At 71.7% G+C, this 17750-nt stretch carries 20 protein-coding genes and 1 pseudogene; 17 read left to right on the top strand and 4 right to left on the bottom strand.

Annotated features, from left to right (window positions below):
• The first annotated feature begins 3 nt into the window (after window positions 1-3).
• Together ACIGDI_RS17515 and ACIGDI_RS17510 are read left to right on the top strand one after the other, a co-directional pair.
• Window positions 4-522, top strand: a complete 519-nt coding sequence (locus ACIGDI_RS17515; RefSeq protein WP_399897046.1) for a phage holin family protein — start codon at window positions 4-6, stop codon at window positions 520-522.
• Between the two features lie 24 nt (window positions 523-546).
• The gene (locus ACIGDI_RS17510; protein WP_399897043.1) at window positions 547-1566 is read left to right on the top strand and encodes an SDR family oxidoreductase; all 1020 of its coding nucleotides are present in this window, start codon (window positions 547-549) and stop codon (window positions 1564-1566) included.
• A 39-nt stretch (window positions 1567-1605) separates the two neighbouring features.
• On the opposite strand, the gene ACIGDI_RS17505 is transcribed toward ACIGDI_RS17510, so the two are convergent.
• Together ACIGDI_RS17505 and ACIGDI_RS17500 are read right to left on the bottom strand one after the other, a co-directional pair.
• Window positions 1606-2697 (bottom strand): enolase C-terminal domain-like protein, encoded by a 1092-nt coding sequence (locus ACIGDI_RS17505; protein WP_399897040.1) that lies wholly within the window; start codon window positions 2695-2697, stop codon window positions 1606-1608.
• Between the two features lie 11 nt (window positions 2698-2708).
• Window positions 2709-3668 (bottom strand): LLM class F420-dependent oxidoreductase, encoded by a 960-nt coding sequence (locus tag ACIGDI_RS17500; RefSeq protein ID WP_399897037.1) that lies wholly within the window; start codon window positions 3666-3668, stop codon window positions 2709-2711.
• Between the two features lie 146 nt (window positions 3669-3814).
• Here ACIGDI_RS17500 and ACIGDI_RS17495 point away from each other — a divergent pair, with 146 nt between their 5' ends.
• From ACIGDI_RS17495 to ACIGDI_RS17435, 13 genes are read left to right on the top strand one after another with little or no spacing between them, the layout of a single operon-like run.
• Window positions 3815-5494, top strand: a complete 1680-nt coding sequence (locus tag ACIGDI_RS17495; RefSeq protein ID WP_399897035.1) for an NAD(P)/FAD-dependent oxidoreductase — start codon at window positions 3815-3817, stop codon at window positions 5492-5494.
• Entirely contained in the window at window positions 5491-7338 is a 1848-nt protein-coding gene (locus ACIGDI_RS17490; protein WP_399897032.1) for a transketolase, read from the top strand. Before ACIGDI_RS17495 ends, ACIGDI_RS17490 begins: the two co-directional genes overlap by 4 nt.
• Complete coding sequence (gene ligD, locus ACIGDI_RS17485) at window positions 7335-8267, top strand: non-homologous end-joining DNA ligase (protein WP_399897029.1); 933 nt, start codon at window positions 7335-7337, stop codon at window positions 8265-8267. Before ACIGDI_RS17490 ends, ligD begins: the two co-directional genes overlap by 4 nt.
• A gap of 46 nt (window positions 8268-8313) precedes the next feature.
• Entirely contained in the window at window positions 8314-8667 is a 354-nt protein-coding gene (locus tag ACIGDI_RS17480; RefSeq protein WP_399897026.1) for a gas vesicle protein, read from the top strand.
• A gap of 53 nt (window positions 8668-8720) precedes the next feature.
• The gene (locus ACIGDI_RS17475; RefSeq protein WP_399897023.1) at window positions 8721-9155 is read left to right on the top strand and encodes a gas vesicle structural protein GvpA; all 435 of its coding nucleotides are present in this window, start codon (window positions 8721-8723) and stop codon (window positions 9153-9155) included.
• Window positions 9152-9922 carry a GvpL/GvpF family gas vesicle protein gene (locus ACIGDI_RS17470; RefSeq protein ID WP_399897020.1) on the top strand — a complete coding sequence of 257 codons (771 nt, stop codon included), beginning with the start codon at window positions 9152-9154 and terminating at the stop codon, window positions 9920-9922. Before ACIGDI_RS17475 ends, ACIGDI_RS17470 begins: the two co-directional genes overlap by 4 nt.
• 6 nt (window positions 9923-9928) lie before the next feature.
• Window positions 9929-10192: a gas vesicle protein GvpG gene (locus ACIGDI_RS17465; RefSeq protein WP_351567627.1), complete on the top strand. Its 264-nt coding sequence runs from the start codon at window positions 9929-9931 to the stop codon at window positions 10190-10192.
• Window positions 10189-10977 carry a DNA primase gene (locus tag ACIGDI_RS17460; protein ID WP_399897017.1) on the top strand — a complete coding sequence of 263 codons (789 nt, stop codon included), beginning with the start codon at window positions 10189-10191 and terminating at the stop codon, window positions 10975-10977. The genes ACIGDI_RS17465 and ACIGDI_RS17460 overlap by 4 nt, the downstream gene beginning before the upstream one ends.
• The gene (locus ACIGDI_RS17455; protein WP_399897014.1) at window positions 10977-12125 is read left to right on the top strand and encodes an SRPBCC family protein; all 1149 of its coding nucleotides are present in this window, start codon (window positions 10977-10979) and stop codon (window positions 12123-12125) included. Before ACIGDI_RS17460 ends, ACIGDI_RS17455 begins: the two co-directional genes overlap by 1 nt.
• Entirely contained in the window at window positions 12122-12472 is a 351-nt protein-coding gene (locus ACIGDI_RS17450; RefSeq protein WP_200697843.1) for a gas vesicle protein, read from the top strand. The genes ACIGDI_RS17455 and ACIGDI_RS17450 overlap by 4 nt, the downstream gene beginning before the upstream one ends.
• Complete coding sequence (locus ACIGDI_RS17445; RefSeq protein WP_399897010.1) at window positions 12469-13239, top strand: GvpL/GvpF family gas vesicle protein; 771 nt, start codon at window positions 12469-12471, stop codon at window positions 13237-13239. Before ACIGDI_RS17450 ends, ACIGDI_RS17445 begins: the two co-directional genes overlap by 4 nt.
• Complete coding sequence (locus ACIGDI_RS17440; RefSeq protein WP_058922134.1) at window positions 13236-13424, top strand: gas vesicle protein; 189 nt, start codon at window positions 13236-13238, stop codon at window positions 13422-13424. The genes ACIGDI_RS17445 and ACIGDI_RS17440 overlap by 4 nt, the downstream gene beginning before the upstream one ends.
• Window positions 13421-13705, top strand: a complete 285-nt coding sequence (locus tag ACIGDI_RS17435) for a gas vesicle protein K (RefSeq protein WP_399897007.1) — start codon at window positions 13421-13423, stop codon at window positions 13703-13705. The genes ACIGDI_RS17440 and ACIGDI_RS17435 overlap by 4 nt, the downstream gene beginning before the upstream one ends.
• A gap of 5 nt (window positions 13706-13710) precedes the next feature.
• On the opposite strand, the gene ACIGDI_RS17430 is transcribed toward ACIGDI_RS17435, so the two are convergent.
• Together ACIGDI_RS17430 and ACIGDI_RS17425 are read right to left on the bottom strand one after the other, a co-directional pair.
• Entirely contained in the window at window positions 13711-14529 is an 819-nt protein-coding gene (locus ACIGDI_RS17430; RefSeq protein ID WP_399897004.1) for a class I SAM-dependent methyltransferase, read from the bottom strand.
• A 103-nt stretch (window positions 14530-14632) separates the two neighbouring features.
• Window positions 14633-15274: pseudogene (locus ACIGDI_RS17425) on the bottom strand (phosphatase PAP2 family protein); the annotation flags it as partial.
• Between the two features lie 71 nt (window positions 15275-15345).
• Between ACIGDI_RS17425 and ACIGDI_RS17420 the strand changes: the two are divergent.
• Window positions 15346-15999: a histidine phosphatase family protein gene (locus ACIGDI_RS17420; RefSeq protein ID WP_399897001.1), complete on the top strand. Its 654-nt coding sequence runs from the start codon at window positions 15346-15348 to the stop codon at window positions 15997-15999.
• Window positions 16000-16063: 64 nt separating this feature from the next.
• Complete coding sequence (locus ACIGDI_RS17415) at window positions 16064-17683, top strand: ABC-F family ATP-binding cassette domain-containing protein (RefSeq protein ID WP_399896998.1); 1620 nt, start codon at window positions 16064-16066, stop codon at window positions 17681-17683.
• The last annotated feature ends 67 nt before the right edge of the window (window positions 17684-17750 follow it).

Here is a 17750-nt window from a genome sequence, read left to right as displayed (position 1 = left end):
GTCATGGAAGGCTTGGATCATCTGGAGCATCTGGACAAGCACCTGGTCGACGAGCTGGCGCAGGTGGCGCGCGAGACCGTGCGCGACGAACTGCGGGAACAGACTCGCAAGCAGCGCCGCAGGGCCATGCTGTACGGCGCGTCCGGCGCCGTGGCCCTCTACGCGGGAGCGGCACTCGCCCTCGCCGTGGGTCTCGCGCTGGCGAACGCGCTGCCCGACTGGGCAGCCGCGCTGGTCACCGCGGTGATCCTGGGCGCCGTCGCCTACGCCCTGCGCAGCGCGGCCCGTCCCTCCGCGTCCCGGCCCACCCCGGAGCACGCGGCGGAGACGGCGGGCGCCACCGAGCGCGACCGCACGCACGGTGCCACTCCGCCGTACCCGCCGGTGCCGCCCGTGGCGCCCGGCGGCGCGGCCGGCGCGAGCGGGGCGCCCGTGGCCGGAATGCCGACGACCGGTGTGCCCGGGGTACCGGCGCCGACGCAGGGGAACATCGACCCCGAGCGGCCGCACCACCGGGGGTGACGCGAGGTGCGCAGGCGCTGGGGAATGCAGGTACCGGGCAGCCGTAGGACGGTCGTGGTGACCGGTGCCAGCGGCGGCGTGGGCCGGGCCACGGCCGTGGCCTTCGCCGCCCGGGGCGACCGGGTCGCCCTGCTGGCCCGGGGACGCGAGGGCCTCGCCGCGGCCGCCGACGAGGTGCAGCGCGCCGGCGGCGAGGCGCTGGTCGTCCCCGTGGACATGGCCGACGCCAAGGCCGTCGACGACGCCGCCCAGAAGGTCGTCGACACCTTCGGGCACATCGACGTCTGGGTCAACAACGCCTTCGCCGGCGTCTTCGCGCCGTTCACCGAGATCACCCCGGACGAGTTCAAGAGGGTCACCGAAGTGACCTACCTGGGTTACGTGTTCGGCACCAGGTCCGCCCTTCGCCACATGCTGCCGCGCGACCGCGGCACGATCGTGCAGGTCGGCTCCGCGCTGGCGTACCGCGGCATTCCGCTGCAGTCGGCGTACTGCGGCGCCAAGCACGCCATCCAGGGGTTCAACGAGTCGCTGCGCTGCGAGCTGCTGCACTCCCGCAGCGGTGTGCGTACGACGATGGTGCAGCTGCCCGCCGTCAACACCCCGCAGTTCGACTGGGTGCTCAGCCGGATGCCGGGTCAGGCCCGGCCGGTGGCTCCCGTCTACCAGCCCGAGGTCGCCGGACGGGCGATCGTGCACGCCGCCTCGCACGGTCGGCGCCGCGAGTACTGGGTGGGCGGCTCCACCGTGGCCACCCTGATCGCCAACGCGGTGGCCCCCGGGGTCCTGGACCGGTACCTGGCACGGACCGGGTTCGAGGCCCAGCAGGACAAGGGCGAGCACGGCGAGTCCGCCAACCTGTGGACACCCGCGGACGGCCCGCACGGCCGGGACTTCGGGACCCACGGGCGGTTCGACGAGGAGTCCCACGGGAGCAGCCCGCAGGACTGGGTCTCCCGCAACCGCACCCGGGCCGGCGCGGCTCTGACCGCGGGCGCCGCCGTCCTGGCCGCCCGCAGGCTGACCCGCCTGGTCCGCCGTTAGGACCGGCCGTTCATCGGCTCGGCCGCGAACGAAAGGCCCCTAGCCCACCCGGTACTGCGTGACCTCGTCGGCCAGGAGTGTCAGGCCGTGGCCCACGCCGCCCAGCGGACGTACCGAACCCCCCGTCGGGTCCAGGGCTCCGTCGAAGAACATGTCCTCGATGCGGACGTGGTCGTGGAACCACTCCATGTGGCGGATGTTGGGCAGCGAGGCGGCGGCCGCCGCGTGCGCGTGGGGCGCGCAGTGGGTCGAGACCTCCAGGCCGTGCGCCTGGGCGAGGGCGGCGGCGCGAAGGAACTCCGTGATGCCGCCGCAGCGCGTGGCGTCGATCTGCAGGCAGTCGACCGCGCCCGCCGCGATCATGCGGGCGAAGTACGGCAGGTCGTAGCCGTACTCGCCTGCCGTGACGTCGCAGACCAGGGCGTCGCGCACCAGACGCAGGCCGGTGAGGTCGTCGGAGGAGACCGGTTCCTCGAACCAGCCGACGCCGTGGTCCGCGAGGGCGTGGCCGACCCGGACGGCCTGCTTGCGGGTGTAGGCGCCGTTGGCGTCGACGTACAACTCCGCCTCGTCGCCGATGACATGGCGCGCCGCACGGACCCGGGCCAGATCGCGGGGGACGGCCCGGCCCCAGCCCTCACCGATCTTGATCTTGACGCGCGGGATGTGCTGTCCGTGCACCCAGCCGTTGACCTGGGCGGCCAGATGCGTGTCGTGGTACGTCGTGAAACCGCCGCTGCCGTACACCGGGACCTCCTCCCGGCAGACGCCCAGCAGCCGGGCCAGCGGCAGCTCGAGCAGACGGGCCTTCAGGTCCCACAGGGCGATGTCGAGCGCCGAGATCGCGCCCGCGGCCACGCCCGGCCGCCCCGCGTTGCGCACGGAGCGGCACATCGCGTCGTGCGTGGCGGGGATGTCGAGGGGGTCCCGGCCCTCGACCAGCGGGGTCAGCTGTCCGCGCAGGAAATCGGCGACGGCGGGCGGACCGTACGTCCAGCCCGTGCCGGTCGCATCGCCCGCCGACACCTCCGCGATCACCATCGTCGTCGACTCCCAGGACAGCGTGCCGTCGGCCTCCGGGGCGTCCGTGGGCACGGTGTAGACGGAGACGACGGGCCGCTGGAGCTTCATCGCCGGCCCCCTCAGGTCTGCTGGAGCTGCGGCAGCACCTTCGTCCGGTAGAAGTCGAAGAAGCCGCGCAGGTCGGGGCCGATCTGGTTGACGTAGACCCGGTCGAAACCGGCGTCCGCGAACTGCTTCAGCTCCGCCACGTGCTCGTCGACGTCGCCTCCGCACACCCGGTTCTCGCGCACCATGTCCTCGGTGACCAGCTGCTGCGCCTGCTCGAAGTGTTTGGGGGAGGGCAGCACCTGGCTCAGTTCGCCGGGCAGCTGCTCGTTCGCCCACAGCCGGTGCACGGTCCGTACGGCCTCGTCCCGGTCGGCGTCGTAGCAGACCTTGGTGCCGCCGCTGACCGGCTTTCCGCCGCCGCCGCCCTTGCGGTACTGCTCCACCATCGACGGGTCCGGCGTCATCGTGATGTAGCCGTCGCCGACCCGGGCCGCCAGCTTGGTGGCGGCCGGTCCGAAGCCGGAGATGTCGATCGGCACGGGCTCCTCCGGCAGCGTGTACAGCCGGGCGTTCTCCACCGTGTAGTGCGGGCCGCGGTGGTTGACCTCCTCGCCGCCGAACAGCCGGCGCATGATCTGGATGGCCTCCTCCAGCATCTCCAGGCGGACGTGCGCGGGCGGCCAGTGATCGCCGAGGATGTGCTCGTTGAGCGCCTCGCCCGAACCGAGGCCCAGCCGGAAGGCGCCGTTCGTCATCACCGCGCTGGTGGCCGCGGCCTGCGCCACCACCGCCGGGTGCATCCGCACGGTCGGGCAGGTCACGGCCGTCTCCACCGGCAGGGACACCGCCTCGGACAGTGCGCCGATCACGGACCACACGAACGGGCTCTGGCCCTGTTCGTCGTTCCACGGGTGGTAGTGGTCGGAGATCCACAACGACTGGAACCCGGCCTGCTCGGCCATCCGCGCCTGCTCGATCAGCTCCGCGGGACCGTACTGCTCGCACGAGAGGAAATAGCCGTACTCGGGCATGGGGGAGTGCCTCCGCGACGTCGGCGGTTGTGGTCCGGGTCCGGGTACCCGGGGGCCGGAGCGGCAACCGGCGCACGTTTGGCGGCCCTGACCAGGGGGACGCGGAAGTTTCCGCACGACGTACGCGACAGCGCCGGAGGCGAACCGTGGCTCGACCCCGCATCCTGATCGTCGGAGCCGGCTTCGCCGGGTACCAGACGGCCCGCACCCTGTCCCGGTCGATGCGGCACGAGGCCGAGGTCACCCTGCTGAATCCGACCGACTACTTCCTGTACCTGCCCCTGCTGCCCCAGGTCGCCGCCGGCATCCTGGAGCCGCGCCGGGTCACCGTCTCCCTCTCGGGCACCCTGCCGCACGTCCGGCTGGTCCTCGGCGAGGCCGACGCGATCGACCTCGACGGGCGCACCGTGCACTACACCGGGCCGGAGGGCGACGGCGGAACCCTCGCCTACGACCGGCTGGTGCTCGCGGCCGGCAGCGTCAACAAACTGCTGCCCATCCCGGGCGTCGCCGAGCACGCGCACGGCTTCCGCGGGCTGCCCGAGGCGCTGTACCTGCGCGACCACGTGACCCGGCAGGTGGAGCTGGCCGCGACCGCGGACGATCCGGAGACCTGCGCCGCGCGCTGCACCTTCGTGGTGGTCGGCGCGGGGTACACCGGTACCGAAGTCGCCGCGCAGGGGCAGCTGTTCACCGACGCGCAGGTCCGCAAGCACCCGCTGCGGCGGGGCATGCGGCCGCGCTGGCTGCTGCTCGACATCGCCGAACGGGTCCTGCCCGAACTCGACGAACACCTCTCCCGCACCGCCGACGCCGTGCTGCGCGAGCGGGGCGTCGACGTGCGCATGGGCACCTCCGTCAAGGAGGCCACGCGCGACGGGGTGCTGCTCACCGACGGGGAGTTCGTGCCGACACGCTCGCTCGTGTGGTGCGTGGGCGTACGGCCCGATCCGCTCGCCGAGTCCCTGGGGCTGCCCATGGAACGCGGCCGGCTGCTGGTCGATCCGCACCTGCGGGTGCCGGGCCGGCCCGAGCTGTTCGCCGCCGGGGACGCGGCCGCCGTACCCGATCTGGAGAAGCCCGGCCAGTACACCCCGATGACGGCACAGCACGCGTGGCGGCAGGGGAAGGTCGCGGGCCGCAACGTCGCCGCGTCGCTGGGCCACGGCGAGCAGCGGGCCTACAGCCACCGGGACCTGGGATTCGTCGTCGACCTGGGCGGGGTCAAGGCCGCCGCCAATCCGTTCGGCGTCCCGCTGTCCGGCCCGATCGCGGGCGCGGTCACCCGGGGCTACCACCTCGCCGCGATGCCCGGCAACCGCGTCCGGGTCGCCGCCGACTGGCTCCTGGACGCCGTACTGCCGCGCCAGGCGGTCCAGTTGGGCCTCGTACGCTCCTGGTCGGTGCCCCTCGACACGGCCTCCCCGGAACTCGCGCGCGTGGCGGGCCGGCCGGAGGACCGATCACAGTCCGAGGCCCGCTCCGGCCCGGGCGCGGCCACGGCCGAGGACACCACGGACACGACCGAGAAGGCCGAAGTCGTGGACGAACGGTCGGGCGTTGAGGCCGCCAAGAACCAGTCGGGCGTTGAGCCCGCCAAGAACCAGCCGGGCGTTGAGCCCGCCAAGAACCAGCCGGGTGGCGAGGCCGCCAAGAACCAGCCGGGCGCCGAGCCGGCCAAGAATCAGCCCGGCGGTGAGGCCGCGAAGAATCAGCCAGGCCCACCGGCCGGCGGCGAGTCGGGTGGGAAGGCGCGTGATGGTGAGGGCGCGCAGGCTCCCGGATCCGTTCGCCGTTCCGACACCCCCACGGAAGGAGACGCATGAACACCGCCGAACTCACCGAGCTGGCACAGCAGTTGAGGGTCGACAGTGTGCGGGCCGCGGCTGCCGCCGGGTCCGGGCATCCGACGTCCTCGATGTCCGCCGCGGACCTGGTGGCCGTACTGATCGCACGCCACTTCCGCTACGACTTCGACCGTCCCGCCCACCCCGGCAACGACCGCTTCGTGCTGTCCAAGGGACACGCCTCGCCGCTGCTGTACTCCGCCTACAAGGCGGTCGGCGCCGTCGACGACGACGAACTGCTGAGCTTCCGCAAGCTCGGCAGCCGGCTCGAGGGGCATCCGACCCCCCGCAGGCTGCCGTGGGTCGAGACGGCCACCGGTTCGCTCGGCCAGGGGCTCCCCGTCGGCGTCGGTATCGCGCTGTCGGGCAAGCGACTTGAGCGCAGCGGCTACCGCGTGTGGGTGCTGTGCGGGGACAGCGAGCTGGCCGAGGGGTCCGTGTGGGAGGCCGCCGAGCACGCGGCGTACGAGCATCTCGACAACCTCACCGCGATCGTCGACGTGAACCGGCTGGGCCAGCGCGGACCCACCCGGCACGGGCACGACCTCGACGCCTACGCCCGCCGCTTCCAGGCGTTCGGCTGGCACACCATCGAGGTGGACGGGCACGACGTCGACGCGATCGACCGCGCCTACGGCGAGGCGGCCTCGACCGTCGGCCAGCCCACCGCGATCCTCGCCCGCACCCTCAAGGGCAAGGGCGTGGAGGCCGTCCAGGACCGCGAGGGCCTGCACGGCAAGCCGCTGCCCGACGCCGACGAGGCCATCGCCGAGCTCGGCGGCCCCCGCGACATCCGTGTCCAGGTGCAGGAACCGCCCGCCGCGCGCATGCTGCACGCCGTACGCGCCGGCCACTACGAAGCGCCCCGCTGGGACAAGGGGGAGGAGGTCGCCACCCGCAACGCGTTCGGGGAGGCGCTGGCCGCGCTCGGCAGCGGCCGCGGTGACGTGGTGGCGCTCGACGGCGAGGTCGGCGACTCCACGCGCACGGAGGCCTTCGCCAAGGAACACGCCGAGCGCTACTTCGAGTGCTACATCGCCGAGCAGGAGATGGTCGCCGCCGCCGTCGGCCTCGCCGCCCGCGGCTGGGTGCCGTACGCCTGCACGTTCGCGGCGTTCCTGACCCGCGCCCACGACTTCGTGCGCATGGCGTCCATCAGCGGGGCCGGCATCAACCTCGTCGGCTCGCACGCGGGGGTCGCCATCGGTCAGGACGGGCCCTCCCAGATGGGTCTTGAGGACCTCGCGATGATGCGGGCCGTGCACGGCTCGACCGTGCTGTACCCCTGCGACGCCAACCAGACCGCCCAGCTCGTCGCGGCGATGGCGGGCTGCGAGGGCGTCCGGTACCTGCGCACCTCCCGCGGCGAGAGCCCGGTGATCTACGGCCCCGACGAGGAGTTCCCGATCGGTGGCAGCAAAGTGCTGCGCTCCTCCGCCGACGACCGGCTGACCCTCGTCGCGGCCGGCGTCACCGTGCACGAGGCGCTGGCCGCCGCCGACGCGCTGGAGCGGGACGGCATCCGGGCCCGGGTCGTCGACCTGTACTCGGTCAAGCCCGTCGACCGGCTCACGCTGCGCCGGGCCGCCGAGGAGACCGGCTGCCTGGTCACCGTGGAGGACCACCACGAGGAGGGCGGCCTCGGCGACGCCGTCCTGGACGCGTTCCTCGACGGCCGGCCAGTGCCGCGGCTGGTGCGGCTCGCCGTGCGCGGTATGCCCGGCTCCGCCTCGCCCGACGAGCAGCTGCACGCGGCCGGCATCGACGCCGAGTCGATCGCGGCGGCCGGGAAGGTTCTGGTGGAGGAGGCGGTCGTGTCGTGAGCCGGGACGACGGTGTACGGACCGTGCGGGCCGGGCGCCGGAGGGTGGAGGTGCACCGCCCGGACAAGGTGCTCTTCCCCGGGGGCGGCGACGCGAAGGAGTACACGAAGGGCGATCTCGTCGACCACTACCGGTCGGCCGCCGCGTTCATGCTGCCCCACCTGCGCGGCCGTCCGCTGATGCTGGAACGGCACCCGGACGGCATCGACGGCCCGCGCTTCATGCAGAAGAACACCCCCGAGAACTACCCGGACTGGATCACCCGCGTCGAGCTGGCCAAGGAGGGCGGCACCGTCTGCCACACCGTGTGCGACGACGTGGCCACCCTCGTGTACCTGGCCGACCAGGCCGCTGTCACCCTGCACCGCTGGCTGTCCCGGGTGGGAGCGGTGGACCGGCCCGACCGGATGGTGTTCGACCTGGACCCGGCGGGTGACGACTTCGGGGCGGTGCGGGAGGCGGCCCGGTGGCTGGGTGAGCTCCTCGACGAGCTCAAGCTGCCCAGCGCCCTGATGACCACCGGCTCGCGCGGCCTGCACGTCGTGGTGCCGGTCGACGGCCGGCACGACTTCGACGAGGTCCGGGAGTTCGCCCGGGACGTCGCCGACGCCCTCGTCGAGGCCCACCCCGACCGGCTCACCACCGCCGCCCGCAAGAAGGACCGCGGCGACCGGCTCTACCTCGACGTGGGTCGCAACGCCTACGCGCAGACCGCGGTCGCCCCCCTCACCGTCCGTGCCCTGCCCGGGGCGCCGGTGGCCACCCCGATGGACTGGGCCCAGCTCGACGATCCGGGCCTGCACGCGCGCCGTTGGACGATCGCCGACGCGGTGGAACAGGTCCGCGGCGACCCGTGGGCCGGCCTCATGAGCAGAAAACGCGCACTCGGGCCCGCCCGTCGCAGGCTGGACGCCTTGCGGGGCGCATGAATGTTTGGCGGCTGATATTGCGGCCACCCGCAAACAAGAGGTGGCCATGTCTGACACAAAAAACTCACAAGAATCCCAGAATTCACAGAAGTCACAGAATTCGGACAAAGCGAATAGTGGGACGAGCAAGCGGTCGAGCCCGATGGAGGTGTTGCGCCAGGCGCGCACCCAGCTCGCGGAGCTGACGGGCATGACCGCCGAGAGCGTCTCGTCCTTCGAGCAGACCGACGACGGCTGGTCTCTTGAGATCGAGGTTCTGGAGCTGACCCGGGTGCCGGACACGATGAGCCTGATGGCGAGCTATCAGGTCGACCTCGACCCCGACGGTCAACTGACCGGATACCGACGAGTCCGCCGTTACGAACGCGGGCGGGCCGATGCCCGGCCCGGTGGCCGTTAGGTCGCCGACCCGCTCACATTCCCGAAACCACAGACTAAGGAGGCGCGGTCGGCATGACCGTTGTCCCGGCACAGCAGACCGGCGGTGGGGGCGGTTCCAGCGGCCTCTACGACGTTCTGGAACTCGTCCTCGACAGGGGTCTGGTCATCGATGCGTTCGTACGGGTATCCCTGGTCGGCATCGAAATCCTGAAGATCGACGTGCGTGTCGTCGTGGCCAGCGTCGACACCTACCTGCGCTTCGCCGAGGCGTGCAACCGGCTGGACCTGGAGTCCGGTCCGCACAAGGACCCCGGCCTGCCCGACCTGGTCGGTGAGGTGACCGAGTCCGGCGCGCGCGGCAAGTCCAAGGGCGCGCTCTCCGGAGCCGCCGAGACCGTGTCCGGCGCCTTCAAGCAGGCGCGTGACGAGGGACAGGAGCGGGAGACCCAGTCCCGTCCGCGCACCCGCAAGACCACTGCCTCGCGCAGGAAGGAGGAGCAGGAGTGAGCACGTACGTGTACGGCATCACCGCGAGTTCGCACCCCGCGCTCCCGGAGGACCTGGTGGGCGTCGGTGATCCGCCCCGCCAGGTGCGGGTCCTGCAGGCCGGGGAGTTGGCGGCCGTCGTGAGCGACGCGCCCGAGGGGCTGCGGCCCAAGCGCAAGGATCTGCTCGCCCATCAGGCGGTGCTCGCCGAGGCGGGCGCCGGCGGGGTGGTGCTGCCCATGCGCTTCGGCAGCGTCGCACCGGACGACGACACGGTCAGGGACGTCCTCACCGAGCGCTCCGACCACTACACGGAGCGGCTGGGCGCCCTGGAGGGCAAGGTCGAGTACAACGTCAAGGCCTCCCACCAGGAAGAGGCCGTCCTGCACCTCGTGATGTCCGGGAACCCGGACATCCGCGCCATGACCGAGGCCAACCGGCAGGCGGGCGGCGGTAGTTACGACGACCGGCTCAGGCTCGGCGAGATGGTGGTGGCCGCGGTCAAGGCCCGCGAGGGCGAGGACGCCACCGAACTGCAGCAGGCCCTCGAACCCGTCGCCGCGGCCGTGGCCGCCGGCCCCGAGTCCAGCGGCTGGCTGTTCAACGTGTCCTTCTTGGTGGACCGCGACGACGCCGACAGCTTCCTGGCGACGGTGGACCAGGTCCGCAACAGCCATCCGCACATCGAGCTGCGCGTCAACGGGCCGCTGCCCCCGTACAGCTTCGTCGATCCGGGCCCCGCCGAGCACGCGGGCACAGCAGCGGGTCCGGGCATCGCCCAGGAGTGAGCACACATGGGACTGATCAGTGAGCTGGTCCTGCTTCCCTTCGCCCCGGTGCGCGGCAGCGGGTGGGTGATCAAGCAGGTCGTGCAGGAGGCGGAGCGGATCTACTACGACCCCTCCACGATCAGGGCCGAACTCGCCAAGCTCGAGGAGCAGCTGGAGGCCGGAGAAATAGACGAGGAGGAGTTCGACCGGCAGGAGGACGAACTCCTGGACCGGCTTGAGACCGGCCTCCGCAGAAGCGGGGCCACAGGCAACGGGACGGCGCTATGAACCGAGTAGGACTGGGCCTCGCGGTAGGGGCCGGGTACGTCCTGGGACGTACCAAGAAAATGAAGATGGCATTCGCGCTGGGCTCAATCGTGGCCGGCAAGCGGATGCATCTGAGCCCGCGGGCGATCGCGGATCTGATGTCCCAGCAGCTGCAGAAGAATCCGCAGTTCAAGGAGATCGGGGATCAGCTGCGCGAGGACATGCGGGGTGTCGGCAAGGCCGCCTCCGGCGCGATGGTGGAGCGGCAGATGGAAGCCCTCGCCGACCGCCTGCACGGCCGTACCGCCCAGGTCCGCGACCAGCTGACGGGCGTGGCCGGCAAGGCGACCGGTGGCCTCGCCTCCGACGAGGAGGACGAGGACGCCGGGCGGGAGGACACTGAGGAAGAGGAACCTCGCGAGGAGTACGACGACGAGGAACCCGAGCCGGAGGAGGACGAGGAGCCGAAGGCGGAGGAGGACGAGGAGCCGGAGGAGGACGAAGAGCCCGAGGACGAGGAGCCCGAGGACGAGGAGCCGGAGGCGGAGGACGAGGAGTCCTCGGAATCCGACGAGGACCGGGAGCCGGTGAGGCGGACCGCCAAGAAGGCACCGGCCAAGAAGGCCCCGGCCAAGAAGACGGCCGCGAAGAAGGCCCCGGCCAAGAAGGCTCCGGCCAAGAAGACGGCGGCCAAGCGGACCGCGAGCAAGCAGGCACCGGCGAAGAAGACCGCCAAGAAGACGGCATCGGCCGGAGGCGGCGCGCGCGCAGCCCGTTCCCGTCGGCCGAAGGGAGGCGGTGAGTGATGACCGAGACAGTCGGATCAGCCACTTCGACCGCGCGTGGAGCGACCGACAAGGCCTCCCCGCTGACCGACCTGGCCCACAGCGAGGCTGCGGACCGGCTCAAGGCCGAGGCTCAGGAGTACCTCGCCGCACAGGCCACTCGCCTGCTCACGGGCGTCGGCCGCAAGCTGGGCCAGACCACCGGCAAGCTCAACGACATAGCCGAGGGCAACAGCCCCGGGTTTGCCAAGCTCGCCCTGGACGGCGGTCGCAAGCTGGCAGAGGGCAAGGGGCCGCTGCGCTCCGCCCTGGAACTCGGGGCCTCTCACGCCAAGGACAAGGTCATGGGCGCTTTCAAGAGCCTCGGTGGGGGCAAGGGCAAGCGCAAGAAGGCGGCGGGCAAGAAGCCGACGGTGATCCTCGAGTCCGTCGACGTGGGCGTGGACCGGCGCACCGCCTACGACCAGTGGACCCAGTACCAGGACTTCAGCACCTTTGCCAAGGGCGTCAAGAGCGCGAGCCGCTCCGACGACACCCAGTCCGACTGGCAGCTGAAGGTCTTCTGGTCCAACCGCAGTTGGAAGGCGAAGACCACCGAGCAGGTGCCGGACGACCGGATCGCCTGGACCTCGGAGGGCGCCAAGGGCACCACCAAGGGCGTCGTCTCCTTCCACCGGCTCGACGACAACCTGACCCGCGTGTTGCTGGTCATCGAGTACTACCCCTCGGGTCTGTTCGAGAAGACCGGCAACATCTGGCGCGCCCAGGGCCGCCGCGCCCGGCTCGACCTCAAGAACTACGTCCGCTTCATCACCCTCAAGGGCGAGACCGAGGACAGCTGGCGCGGTGAGATCCGCGACGGCGAGGTCGTACGCAGCCACGAGGACGCGATAGCCGAGGAAGAGGAGGAGGCGCAGCAGAGCTCGGAGGAGGGCGCCGAGGAAGGCGAGGACGCCTACGAGGGCGAAGAGGGCGAAGAGGAGCCCGAGGGCGAGTACGACGAGGAAGAAGAGGGCGCCGAAGAGGACGAGGAGCCTCGCGGCGAAGAGGAGTACGACGAGGAGGAAGAAGAGGGCGAGGAGCCCGAGGGCGAGTACGAGGACGAGGAAGAGGCTGAGGAAGAGCCCGAGCCCGAGTACGAGCACGCCGGTGGCGGGAGCCGCCGATGAGCATGGCCGGCCGGATGCCCGAACCCTACGGTCAGGGTTCGGGCGCCAACCTTGCCGACATCCTGGAGCGCGTGCTCGACAAGGGCATCGTGATCGCCGGTGACATTCGCATCAACCTTCTCGACATCGAGCTCCTCACCATCAAGCTGCGGCTGATCGTCGCCTCGGTGGACAAAGCGAAGGAGATGGGCATCGACTGGTGGGAGGACGACCCCGCGCTGTCCTCCCGCGCCCGACGCAACGAACTGTCCCGCGAGAACGCCGAGCTGCGCGAACGGCTGGCCCGGCTGGAGTCCCTGGAGGCCGCCGTCGCGGACCGGGAGCGCGAGGAGGAGGACAGGGCATGAGCGGACTGCGCTACGTCTACGCCGTCTGCCGCCCCTTCGGCACGCCGCTGCAGGCACAGCTGAAGGGGGTCGCCGGCGATCCGCCCAGAATGCTGTCCCACCACGGCCTGATCGCCGTGGTCAGCCACGTGCCGGAGCGGGACTTCGCGGAGGAGCCGCTCCACCGGCGTCTGGAGGACCTGGACTGGCTGACCGAGACCGCGCGGGCCCACCAGAGCGTGATCGACGCGCTCACCGTCGTCACCACCCCGCTGCCCCTGCGGATGGCCACCGTCTTCCGCGACGACAGCGGGGTCCGGGTGATGCTGGAAGAGCGCGAGGACGAGTTCCGGCGCACCCTCGACCGGCTGGAGGGCCGGGTGGAGTGGGGCGTCAAGGTGTACGCCGAGACCGAGCCGCAGCAGAGCGAGGCCGCCCCCACGGCGAAGCCGGCGTCCGGCCGGGACTATCTGCGCCAGCGCCGGATGCGCGTGCACGCGAACGAGGACATGTGGCAGCGCACGGAGGAGTTCGCGAACCGGCTGCACGCCACGCTCTCCGCCTATGCCGAGGACTCGCGGATGCACGCCCCGCAGAATCCCGCGCTGTCCGGGGTTTCCGGCCGCAACGTACTGAACGCCGCCTATCTCGTACCCCGCCAGGATTCCGAGGAATTCGTGGAACTGGTCGACCGGACGAAGGACGAAACCCACGTGGACAGCGTCGGAATGCGGGTCGAACTCACCGGACCGTGGGCTGCCTATTCCTTTGCGGGGGAAGAAGCATGACCGTGGTGGAACGCCGGGAGATCGCCCTCGTGGACCTGCTCGACCGGCTGCTGGCCGGCGGCGTCGTCATCAAGGGCGACATCACCCTGCGCATCGCGGACGTCGACCTGGTCCGCATCGACCTCAACGCCCTGATCAGCTCGGTGAACGAACAAGTTCCCTCGCCCTGGGGAGAGTTGCTATGACAGCCCAGCGCAACCGGCTGGACCTGGAACCCGACACGGTCGAACGCGATCTGGTCAAACTCGTCCTGACCGTGGTGGAGTTGCTGCGTCAGCTCATGGAACGCCAGGCGCTGCGCCGCTTCGACACGGGCGACCTCAGCGAGGAGCAGGAGGAGCGGATCGGGCTCACGCTCATGCTCCTCGACGACCGCATGACCGAACTGCGCGAACGCTACGGCCTGCGGCCCGAGGACCTGAACCTGGACCTCGGGCCGCTGGGACCGCTGCTGCCGCGCGAGTGATCTTCCTAATTCTTTCGGCACAGGATCTCCCCATGGAGGACGGCGAACCAGCCGTCCTCCCGCGCCCCCCACTCCCGCCAGGCCTCCGAGACCGCCCTCAGCTGCTCCCGCGTGGCGTGCCCGCCCGCGGTGGCGCGCTCGGCGTAGGCCGACGCCAGCGTCCGGTCCGCCCACAGCCCGCTCCACCACTGCCGTTCCTGCGGCGTGGAGAAGGTCCATGTGCCCGAGGTGGCGGTGATGTCGGTGAGCCCCGCCCGCAGCGCCCAGGACTTCAGCCGGCGCCCGGCGTCCGGCTCACCGCCGTTGGCCCGGGCCACCCGCCGGTACAGCTCCAGCCAGTCGTCCATCCCCGAAGAGGCCGGATACCAGGTCATGGCCGCGTAGTCCGAGTCGCGGACGGCGATGAACCCGCCCGGTTTCGTGACCCGCCTCATCTCGCGCAGCGCCTGCACGGGGTCGCCGACGTGCTGGAGCACCTGATGGGCGTGGACCACGCAGAACGTGTCGTCCGGGTAGTCCAGGGCGTGCACGTCCGCGACCGCGAAGTCGATGTTCGTCAGGCCGCGTTCGGACGCCGTCGCCCTGGCCTGGTCCAGGATGCCGGGCGCGTGGTCGACGCCCGTGACATGGCCGTCCGGGACCAGGGCCGCCAGGTCCGCGGTGATGGTGCCGGGGCCGCAGCCGATGTCCAGGATCCTCATGTGCGGCTTCAGCGAGCCGAGGAGATACGCCGCGGAGTTGGCGGCGGTCCGCCAGGTGTGCGAGCGGAGCACCGACTCGTGGTGCCCGTGCGTGTAGACGGCGGTCTCCTGCGGCTGCGACATGGCTGAACTCCCCTGTTCGACGCTTCGTCGGTGCGCTTCACCGTACGCCTGCATGTCGAATGATGAGACCCACGTCTTGCTATGTGGACTCGCGGACCACGGCGACCTCGGCGTCCGGGAGGCCGTCGCGCCGCGCCCGGATCCGCTCGACGGTGCCCGAGGCGGTGTTCGCCACGGCGACCACGCCCCGTAGCGCGAACGCGGCGCCCGCGCCCAGCACCGCGCCCGCGAACACGTCGCTCGGGAAGTGCACGCCCGTGTACACCCGGGACAGCGCCACGGCCAGCGCGACCGGAGCCACCGCCACGCCCCACGCGGGCGACTCCAGCGCCACGCCGGCCGCGAAGGCCGCCGCCGACGCCGAGTGGCCGGACGGGAACGACGTGGTGCCGGGCTGCCGCTTCAGCTGCCGCCCCAGCGGAACGGGATCAAGGACCGGGCGCGACCTGCGCACCGAGCGCTTGCCGAGCGTGTTGATCGTCAGCGAGGCCAGGCTCAGGGAGGCGACACCGCGGGCGGCGGCCCGGCGGGCCCGCGGCGTGCGGCTCGCCGCCAACGCGGCCGCCGTCGCGAACCACAGCACACCGTGGTTCGCGCTCCGGCTCAGCCGCGGCAGAACCCGTTGGGCGTAAGGCCAGTGCCGCTCGGCGACGGATTCGAAAAGACGGCAGTCGAGCGCGAGGAACCGGTCGCGCAGGGGGTGGAGTCCGAGCTTCGGGACGCAGCGGTCGAGGTCTGGGCTCATATGTCGGCGGGTACCCTGAAGTGCCCGTTTCCTGTCCGGCGGGCGGCGACCGACACACGAAGGCTCCCTGTATGCGTCTGCTCCTCATACGCCACGGCCAGACCCCGTCCAACGTCGAGGCGCTGCTGGACACCGCCGTACCGGGAGCGGCCCTGACCGAACTCGGCGAGCAGCAGGCGGCGGCCCTGCCGGAGGCGCTGGGCGACGAGGACATCGAGGCCCTGTACGTCTCCACCCTGGTGCGCACCCGGCTCACCGCCGCCCCGCTGGCCGCCGCCCGGGGGCTCGAGCCGCTGGTGCGCGACGGCATCCGCGAGGTGTCGGCCGGCGACCTGGAGATGCTGCCCGGCGACTCCGAGCACGGACTGCTGTACATGAAGACGGTCTTCGCCTGGGCGGCGGGGGAGACCGAGCTGAGGATGCCCGGCGGCGAGAGCGGCACGGAGGCGCTGGCGCGGTACGACGCCGTGGTCGCGGAGGCCGCCGCGAGCGGGGCCGGCACGGTCGCCATGGTCAGCCACGGCGCCGCCATCCGCATGTGGACCGCGGCTCGCGCGGACAACGTGGACGTGCCCTTCGCCGCCGCCCATCCGCTGCGGAACACCGGCGTGGTGATCCTGGACGGCTCCCCGCGGGACGGGTGGAAGGCGCTGTCGTGGGCGGGGGCCCTGGTGGCTCCCGCCGGAGAGGGCGGACCGGCCGGACGCCCCGTCGACACCGAGTGACCGACCTGCCACCGACCGATAAGGGTTTGCCGTCTCCGCGCCGCGGCCCGGAGAATGCCGCCTCATGGGACATCTGGAAGCCGCGCACCTCGAGTACTACCTCCCCGACGGGAGGGCGCTGCTCGGCGATGTGTCCTTCCGGGTCGGCGAAGGGGCCGTGGTGGCCCTCGTCGGACCCAACGGGGCAGGGAAGACGACCCTGCTGCGGCTGATCTCCGGCGAGCTGAAACCGCACGGCGGGACCGTCACCGTCAGTGGCGGCCTGGGCGTGATGCGGCAGTTCGTGGGCTCCGTACGGGACGAAACGACCGTGCGCGACCTGCTCGTGTCGGTGGCGCCGCCCCGGATCCGCGACGCCGCGCAGGCCGTCGACCGGGCCGAGCACGCCATCATGACCGTCGACGACGAGGCCGCGCAGCTGAAGTACGCGCAGGCCCTCGCCGACTGGGCCGAGGCACGCGGCTACGAGGCGGAGACCCTGTGGGACATGTGCACCATGGCCGCGCTCGGGGTGCCGTACGACAAGGCGCAGTGGCGGCAGGTGCGCACCCTGTCCGGCGGTGAGCAGAAGCGGCTCGTGCTGGAGGCGCTGCTGCGCGGCACCGACGAGGTGCTGCTGCTCGACGAGCCCGACAACTACCTCGACGTGCCCGGCAAGCGCTGGCTGGAGGAGCGGCTGAAGGAGACCCGCAAGACCGTCCTCTTCGTCTCCCACGACCGTGAACTCCTCGCGCGGGCGGCGCAGAAGATCGTGTCCGTGGAGCCGAGCCCGGCCGGCGCCGACGCCTGGGTGCACGGCGGCGGCTTCGACACGTACCACGACGCCCGGCGCGAACGCTTCGCCCGCTTCGAGGAGTTGCGCCGCCGCTGGGACGAGAAGCACGCCCAGCTGAAGAAGCTGGTGCTGAACCTCCGCCAGGCGGCCAGCATCAGCCATGAACTCGCCTCGCGCTACCAGGCCGCACAGACCCGGCTGCGCAAGTTCGAGGAGGCGGGCCCGCCGCCCGAGCCGCCGCGCGAGCAGGACATCACCATGCGGCTCAAGGGCGGCCGGACCGGCGTCAGGGCCGTCACCTGCGAGGGCCTGGAGCTCACCGGCCTGATGAAGCCGTTCGACCTGGAGGTCTTCTACGGCGAACGCGTCGCCGTCCTCGGCTCCAACGGCTCCGGCAAGTCCCACTTCCTGCGGCTGCTGGCCGGCGAGGACGTGGCGCACACGGGAATGTGGAAGCTCGGGGCGAGGGTGGTGCCCGGGCACTTCGCCCAGACCCACGCCCACCCCGAGCTGATGGGCCGCACACTGCTCGACATCCTGTGGCAGGAATACTCACAGGACCGGGGCGCGGCCATGTCCCGGCTGCGCCGCTACGAGCTCACCGGTCAGGCCGAGCAGGGCTTCGACCGGCTCTCCGGCGGCCAGCAGGCCCGCTTCCAGATCCTCCTGCTGGAACTGCAGGGCGTCACGGCGCTGCTGCTCGACGAGCCGACCGACAACCTCGACCTGGAGTCCGCCGAGGCGCTCCAGGAAGGCCTGGAGGCCTTCGACGGGACGGTGCTCGCCGTCACCCACGACCGGTGGTTCGCCCGTTCGTTCGACCGCTATCTGGTCTTCGGAAGTGACGGCCGGGTGCGGGAGACTCCGGAGCCGGTGTGGGACGAGCGGCGCGTGGAGCGGGTGCGGTAGCCCCGTGGCCGGGGGCCGGGGGCCGGGGGCCGGGGGCCGGGGGCCGGGGGCCGGGGGCCGGTGGCCG

The sequence above is a fragment of the Streptomyces sp. NPDC085900 genome (assembly GCF_044540925.1).
In the GTDB taxonomy this organism is placed as follows: Bacteria; Actinomycetota; Actinomycetes; order Streptomycetales; family Streptomycetaceae; genus Streptomyces; species Streptomyces gilvifuscus.
The sequence above is the reverse complement of the archived record's forward strand: the minus strand, read 5'-3'. Positions and strand labels throughout refer to the sequence as shown.